Here is a 6,146-nt window from a genome sequence, read left to right as displayed (position 1 = left end):
CGCGGGGGGTCGCGGGCGCGGCAGTGCACGGGCGGGAGTTCGTCGACGCCGCGGTGGTGGGCGCCCGCCACGTACTGTCGGTGGGCTCGCTGGAGGACGGCGGCTTCGTCGTCCCGCACACGATCCCGCCGTCGAAGCGCGAGGTGGAACCGGTCACGTACACCTGGTGCCATGGTCCGGCCGGGACCTCGCACCTGTTCGCGGCGCTGGCCCGCGCCGGCGTGACCGAGGTCGCGGGCCTCGATGTCGGCGAACTGCGGCAGCGCTGCCTCGCCTCGATCCTCGGCTCGGGCGTGCCCCGGCGTCTGCGCCCCGGCTTCTGGGACAACGACGGACGTTGCTGCGGAACCGCGGGGGTGGGCGACGTCCTTCTGGACGCGGCGCAGGACTGCGGGGAGACGGGACGGGCGCAGACACTGGTACAGGCGGCCCGCACCATGGGCGACGCGCTGGTGGAGCGTGCGATCAGGGACGAGGCGGGCGCCCGCTGGCGCTTCCTGGAGCACCGCAGGGATCCACCGCTCCTGCCTCCGGGTACGGCGTGGATGCAGGGCGCGGCGGGCATCGCGGCCTACCTCCTCCGTCTGGGCCGGTTCCTCGAGACCGGCCCCAGTGCCGTCGTGGTCGACCGTCCCGACCAGTGGTGGGCGGTACCGGCGCGGCTGCGCAGTACGGGCCGGTGAGATGGTGGCGGATCCGGCGGGCCGCCCGTTGCCTCGGCGCTCCTGCGCGGGAAGACCGGACAGGCCGGTGTCGAACTTGATGCGGTCGACGGTCCCCTCCACGCCCCTGTCCGCGCCGATGTCGGTCTCCGTCCCCGCCGGCCGCAGGTCGAGCGGCCGGGACCGGTCCCGCAGCTGAGCCTCGCCGACGTCGTCGGTGATCGGTCTGGCGGCGTGCCGCGGGAGCGTCTCGTCGAAGGGCACGTCCAGGTAGTAGCCGTGGGTGGGGCCCCTGTGGCCGGCACACAGGCGGGCGAGCATGTCTGCGTAGATCGAGCATGTCGGCGTAGATGATGCCCTCCACCACGACGTGGTAGCCGGCGTCCAGGGCGTAGCAGGCCGTCAGGTCGATCAGGCCGATGTTCGCCGCGCCGGGCCGGTCACCCTCGCGCAGCACGACGCGCCGCAGGTTGTCCTGCCCGACCAGGGCCAGGCCGCGGCCGAACCTCTGCCGGATGCCCGCTGCGACGGACGACTTGCCCGAAGGGCTGTTGCCACGCAGGAGGTCCTGCCGGGTTGCCTCCGTGCCCACCATCGTTCGCGGCACACTACCGGCCGCGTCGGGCATCGGAGTCGTGGGGAGCGCGGCCAGCGCCTCAGCCGTTCTTGCGGGCCACTCCCCCGTAGATCCCGATCGGCGGGGCCTCGTGCTCCAAAGGCTCTTCCGGCCGCCAGTCGGTGACCCTGACCAGGCCCGGTTCGACCGGGGTGAAGTCGCCGAAGAGGTCCAGGACCCGGGCGTGGGGGCGGAGGTTCAAGGTGGCGGTGGCGCCGTTGTAGACGGCCGCCGCGTCCTCACGGCGGTCGTCGTGGACGTCGCCGGTGGCGTGCGAGAGGATGAGCCAGGAGCCGTTGGGCAGCGCGTCACGCAGGGTGGCGACGATGCCTTCCGGGTCCTCGGCGTCGGAGATGAAGTGCACGACCGCCACCAGCAGCAGCGCGACCGGCTGGTCGAAGTCGATGACCTTGCGCACGCCGGGGTGGTCGAGGAGGGCCCGGGGGTCGCGCAGGTCGGCCAGGACGACGGACGTGTCGTTGCCGGCGGTCAGGGCGGCGGAGCGGGCGCTGACGATCGGATCGTTGTCGACGTAGGCGACGCGGGTCCCGGGAGCGATGGCGCGTGCGATCTGGTGCACGTTGGGCTCGGTGGGCAGGCCCGTGCCCACGTCCAGGATCTGCCGGATGCCGCCCTCCGCGACGACGTGCCGCACGGCGCGGTGCATGAAGCGCCGGTTGGCACGGACGCCCGCCCGCACCTCCGGGGCCGCCACGATCATCCGCTCGGCGGCCTCCCGGTCGACCTCGTAGTTGTCCTTCCCTCCGAGGAAGTAGTCGTACATCCGGGCCGGATGGGGCTTGCTGGCGTCCGTCTCGAGGGGTTGGGCACCGCCGGCGTCGCCGCGGGGTGAGGTCATGACGCCCGACTCCGTCCTGAACCGGTAACTCGCCACCAGGGTGACGCGGGTGATTGTGTGTCGGAACACTATCGCGCATGCCCTGCGGCGGGCCGGCACCGTCCGCTCAGGCCGGGCAGGCGATCGAGTTCCCTGCCGATCGCCTCGCGCAGCTCATCGTGGTGCGGGCCGAGCGCGTAGCGGCCGTCGGTCCAGTGCGCGGCGGGACGGAGCCATACCGGCTTGCCCACGAGACCGGCCGGCTCCCACTCGTAGCGCGGCCACACGTGGGCATGCAGAAAGCCGTCGGTGTTGCCCAGGATCTCCAGGTTGACCCGCCGGAAGGCCGGATCCAGACGGCGGCAGACCTGCTCGACCGCCTCGCCGAGCCGATCCATGTCGGACAGGAAGGACAGCCGCCTGTCTATCGGCAGGTCCGACAGTCGCCGCGCATCGGGGTCGTCCGCCAGGAGCACCGTGTACCCCGGCAGGAACTGTACGTCCCCGATCACGGCGAACCCCGCCTCCAACCGCCGCAGCACGGCGGGATTCTCGCCGCGCAGTGCAGAGCCGATCCGGTCCGTTCGCCAGTCTTCAGCCACGGCCGGGAACCTACACGGTCAAGGTCGACGCGGCTTCACCGGTGCTCCCTGCGCTCGGCCCCCGGGCGGGCGTAGCAGGCGTAGTAGGCGAGGAGGTCCGGGACGTCGACGGCGAAGGGGTCGACCTCCCGGCTCGACCGGTGCTCCCCGGAGCAGCCGTTCGACCGGGACCTCCGGTTTCTACGAGTCCCTCACGCACGGCGTGGCCCGCGCCAGCCGCGCCGGCGGCATCGCCGTGGCGGAGCGGTCCGCGAGGGCCGTTCGAAGCATCTGATCGCCTGCGGGACCACCACGCGGACGAGATCGACCGGCATCTGCCGGACTTCACGGATTCGGCCCCCGGAGGGTCAGGCTCCCTCCGCTCCCCGGTGGCAGATGATGAAGCGGGGGAAGACGTGCCGACCCGGGCTGTCGCCGATGTCGTGGACCGCCTCTGCCAGCTCCTTCAGCTGGCCCACCGTCATCTCCAGTGGCGGCTCGTCGGGTTGGTAGGTGGTGCGGACCGGATAGTCCACCGCCGGCTCACGCGTCATCTCGACATGACAGCCGACCACATGGGTCACCGGCTTCGATGCCGCGAACCCGACGAGCCGGTCGACCGTCGTGACGAACGCGGACCAGTCCTGGACGTAGAGCCTGCCCGGGTACACGGTGTCCCCGGTGAGCAGCCAGCCGGTGCGGGGGTCGTAGTACGTGACGGCCGATTCGTGGTGGCCGGGCGTCGCCAGGCACTCCAGTACCCGTCCCCCGAGGTCGACGCGGGCGACCGCGGCGGGATCCCGGTCGAAACCGAACCAGCTCCAGGCGGTTTCCCGGTCCCCGCCCACCAGCACCGTCGCGGGGCGGTCGGCGAACTGCCCGTCGCCCGCGACATGGTCGCCGTGCGCGTGGGTGTGCAGTACCAGCAGGGAGTAGTCGGATCGCGGATGCTCCCGGAGCCACCGCTCGACGATCTCGTCGACGGTCCGGCGCAGCGGGAACCACTCGGGGGACTCCGTGGCGCCGGTGTCGATCAGCACGGCCCGCTCCTCGCCGAACAGCAGGAACATGAACGGCGCTTCGTAGTGGACGGCCTTGTTCTGGCGCAGGACGTAGGTGTGCTCGTCATGGGCGTACGTCTGGATCTCGGGTTCCGTGTTGTGCATCGCCGAGGGCGACCCGTGGATCCAGCGGACGTCGAGCGCACGCGGTACCGGTTTCCGGGGCGTGAAGTCTGTCAAGCCTGCGCCTTTCTCTCGCGGATCGCCACCGACCGGCATGCGGACCGGATGGGCGGACCCTAGGCTGGTGTATCGCCACCGCAATCGCCCGGCTCAGCCGCAGGCGATCAAGGAGGATCCTATGACCGCAACGGTGGACCCGGACCGCTCGGAATGGGACGTGATCGTCCTCGGCGGCGCCGCGGCGGGTGAGAACGCCGCTCAGTACGCGAGCCAGTTCTCCGGTCTGTCCTCGGTGCTCGTGGAGAACGACCTGGTGGGTGGCGAGTGCTCCTACTGGGCGTGCATGCCCAGCAAGGCACTGCTCCGGCCCGTCGAAGTGGTCTCCGCGGCGGCCCATCTGCCCGGGGTGTCGGCGGGCCTGGACCCGGCCGGCGCGCTCGCCCGGCGCGACGAGGTGGTCAACGGGTTCGACGACACCTCCCAGGTGCGGTGGGCGCTGGACACCGGCATCGACGTGGTACGCGGTTATGGACGGCTGGTCGGCGAACGCACACTCTCGGTGAGCGGGCCCGACGGCTCGGCGAGGACGCTCTCGGCCCGGCACGCCGTCGTCATCGACACCGGCTCCTGCCCGGCCGTACCGGACGTGCCGGGACTGCGCGACGCTCTGCCGTGGACCTCCCGCGATGTGACCTCGATGCACGAGGTGCCGGCTCGCGTGGTCGTGCTCGGCGGCGGCGTGGTCGCCTGCGAGGCCGCCACCTGGCTGCGGGGGCTGGGAGCCCCCGAGGTGACGGTCGTCGAGCGCGGAACGCGCCTGCTCGCACGGAACGAACCGTTCGCGGGAGCACTCGTCGCCGAGGAACTGCAAGCCGGTGGCGTGCGGCTGTACTTGGAGCGCAGCATCTCCGAGGTGCGGCGGCCCGACGCCCGCGACACGGGGCGCGGCCACGTCCACGGCGGCGAGGTGAGCGTGACTCTCGACGACGGCACGGTTCTGACCGCGGACGAGATCGTCGTGGCCGCCGGGCGGACGCCGAACACGGACGACATCGGTCTGGAGACAGTGGGACTGTCCCCCGGTGGCTACATCGACGTCGACGACCACCAGTGCGTACGCGGAGTCGACGGCACCTGGCTCTACGCCATCGGCGACGCGTGCGGCCGTGCGCTCCTGACGCACATGGGCAAGTACCAGGCGCGCATCGTCGGAGACGTCATCACCGCACGGGCCGCCGGCCGCACCGATCTTCCCTCCGGCGCGGCCGGACACGTCGGGCTCCCCCAGGTCGTCTTCACCGACCCGGAGGTCGGCAGCGCCGGCATGACGGAACAACAGGCCCGGGACGCCGGAATCGACGTCGAGGTGGTCGAGTACGACCTCGCCGCCCTCGCCGGGACCTGGGTCATGCGCCCGGACTACCGCGGCCGGGCCAAACTCGTCGTCGACCGTGCCGAGGACGTGGTCGTCGGGGCCACCTTCGTCGGCGCGGGCATCGCCGAGCTCGTGCACTCGGCGACCACGGCCGTCGTCGGGCGGATCCCCGTCTCCACCCTGTGGCACGTCGTCCCCAGCTACCCCACGGCAAGCGAGATCTGGCTCCGGCTGCTGGAGGCACTGCGCACGCAGCGCCACGCGCCGCTCTCCGGATGAGCGAGCCTCCCCTTGAAAGGGCGACATTCCCATGGATCTCAAACTCGAGGTGATCGTGCTGCCGGTCTCCGACGTCGATCGGGCCAAGGACTTCTACGAGAAGGCGGGGTTCCGGCAGGACGCCGACGCCGTCGTCGGTGACGGCTACCGGGTCGTGCAGTACACGCCACCCGGCTCCGAGTGCGCGATCATCTTCGGCAAGGGCATCACCTCCGCGACCCCCGGCTCGGCCCAGGGCCTCTACCTCATCGTCCAGGACGTCGAGGAGGCCCGCGCGGAACTGGTGGGCCGTGGCGTCGAGGTGGGCGAGGTCTTCCACGACGGGGGAGGGGTCTTCGTGCACGGCCACGGCCCCGGAGGCGCCGTCGGATACCCCGAGGGCTCACGACAGGTGTCCGGCCCGCACCCCGAGCGTGCCGACTACGGGTCCTACGCCGCCTTCAGCGACCCGGACGGCAACGGCTGGATGCTGCAGGAAGTGAAGAAGCGGGCACCTGGCCGGTGACCCGCCCTGCCGGCACACACGAACGGACGGAGGCGACCGGCCATGACCGCCGGACCCGCCGCGCCCGGCGCCCGTGTCCCGCCCGGCCAGATCGTCCCGACCCACG

At 71.8% G+C, this 6,146-nt stretch carries 6 protein-coding genes and 1 pseudogene; 3 read left to right on the top strand and 4 right to left on the bottom strand.

Annotation, left to right across the window (positions count from 1 at the left end; all coding sequences use genetic code 11):
• Positions 1-683, top strand: a 683-nt coding sequence (locus ACFW2E_RS10455; RefSeq protein ID WP_384464411.1) for a lanthionine synthetase LanC family protein, incomplete at its 5' end; no start/stop codon positions are given.
• A gap of 36 nt (positions 684-719) precedes the next feature.
• Here the strand turns inward: ACFW2E_RS10455 and ACFW2E_RS10450 are convergent.
• The 4 genes and pseudogenes from ACFW2E_RS10450 to ACFW2E_RS10435 form a co-directional block, all read right to left on the bottom strand.
• A pseudogene (locus ACFW2E_RS10450) lies at positions 720-1,257 on the bottom strand (kinase); the annotation flags it as partial.
• Positions 1,258-1,318: 61 nt separating this feature from the next.
• Entirely contained in the window at positions 1,319-2,137 is an 819-nt protein-coding gene (locus tag ACFW2E_RS10445; RefSeq protein ID WP_384464408.1) for an SAM-dependent methyltransferase, read from the bottom strand.
• A 68-nt stretch (positions 2,138-2,205) separates the two neighbouring features.
• Positions 2,206-2,718, bottom strand: coding sequence for an HIT family protein (locus tag ACFW2E_RS10440; RefSeq protein WP_384464406.1), 513 nt, complete (start codon positions 2,716-2,718; stop codon positions 2,206-2,208).
• A 347-nt stretch (positions 2,719-3,065) separates the two neighbouring features.
• Positions 3,066-3,938: an MBL fold metallo-hydrolase gene (locus ACFW2E_RS10435; protein ID WP_384464403.1), complete on the bottom strand. Its 873-nt coding sequence runs from the start codon at positions 3,936-3,938 to the stop codon at positions 3,066-3,068.
• Between the two features lie 121 nt (positions 3,939-4,059).
• On the opposite strand from ACFW2E_RS10435, the gene ACFW2E_RS10430 reads away from it, so the two are divergent.
• Together ACFW2E_RS10430 and ACFW2E_RS10425 are read left to right on the top strand one after the other, a co-directional pair.
• On the top strand, positions 4,060-5,535 hold the full coding sequence (locus tag ACFW2E_RS10430) for a dihydrolipoyl dehydrogenase family protein (protein ID WP_384464400.1): 1,476 nt from the start codon (positions 4,060-4,062) through the stop codon (positions 5,533-5,535).
• A 31-nt stretch (positions 5,536-5,566) separates the two neighbouring features.
• Positions 5,567-6,040, top strand: coding sequence for a VOC family protein (locus ACFW2E_RS10425; protein WP_384464397.1), 474 nt, complete (start codon positions 5,567-5,569; stop codon positions 6,038-6,040).
• Positions 6,041-6,146 lie beyond the last annotated feature (106 nt).

Origin of the sequence: Streptomyces sp. NPDC058964 (genome assembly GCF_042741275.1) — a bacterium.
Classification (GTDB): Bacteria; Actinomycetota; Actinomycetes; order Streptomycetales; family Streptomycetaceae; genus Streptomyces.
This window is presented reverse-complemented; position numbering and strand designations above follow the sequence as displayed.

Coding starts and splice junctions, on each gene's coding strand:
- ACFW2E_RS10425 (WP_384464397.1), top strand. CDS start 5,567: ATGGATCTCAAACTCGAGGTGATCGTGCTGCCGGTCTCCGACGTCGAT.
- ACFW2E_RS10445 (WP_384464408.1), bottom strand. CDS start 2,137: ATGACCTCACCCCGCGGCGACGCCGGCGGTGCCCAACCCCTCGAGACG.
- ACFW2E_RS10430 (WP_384464400.1), top strand. CDS start 4,060: ATGACCGCAACGGTGGACCCGGACCGCTCGGAATGGGACGTGATCGTC.